The organism is Nitratidesulfovibrio sp. 1201_IL3209 (assembly GCF_036763125.1).
GTDB lineage: Bacteria > Desulfobacterota > Desulfovibrionia > Desulfovibrionales > Desulfovibrionaceae > Cupidesulfovibrio.
The window spans coordinates 1-333 of record NZ_JBAIYT010000097.1 but is presented as its reverse complement, the minus strand read 5'-3'; the positions used below and the strand labels follow the sequence as shown (position 1 = coordinate 333).

Here is a 333-nt window from a genome sequence, read left to right as displayed (position 1 = left end):
TCAAGGGGTAGCCAAAGAGACAAAGGCACTGGCTTGAACGCAGTGAAAGCAGCGTCCTTTAGGCGCAGGCCGGTAATATGCCCTTATAGGGCAGAGCAAACCACCCGCTATGCGGGTGGTTTTGATTACCGAAGTAATAATTGCTATAAAATAATTGACATTTATTTTTGCGGGATGCCAAGGCGTATACTATATATCTAAATTGAAAAGGCTCTAGACCATCAGGCCAAGCCCTGATAGGCTAGAATTATGTTTAAAAACAGCAAATTAAGCCGCTACAAAATCGGAAAAATTGCTGAATGCTTTTGCATCGATATTGATGCCACCAAAACT

Annotated in this window: 1 pseudogene; it reads left to right on the top strand. The window is 42.3% G+C overall.

The features are described from left to right. Positions 1 to 249: 249 nt before the first annotated feature. Positions 250 to 333 (top strand): annotated as a pseudogene (locus V6B97_RS17210) (IS1595 family transposase); the annotation flags it as partial.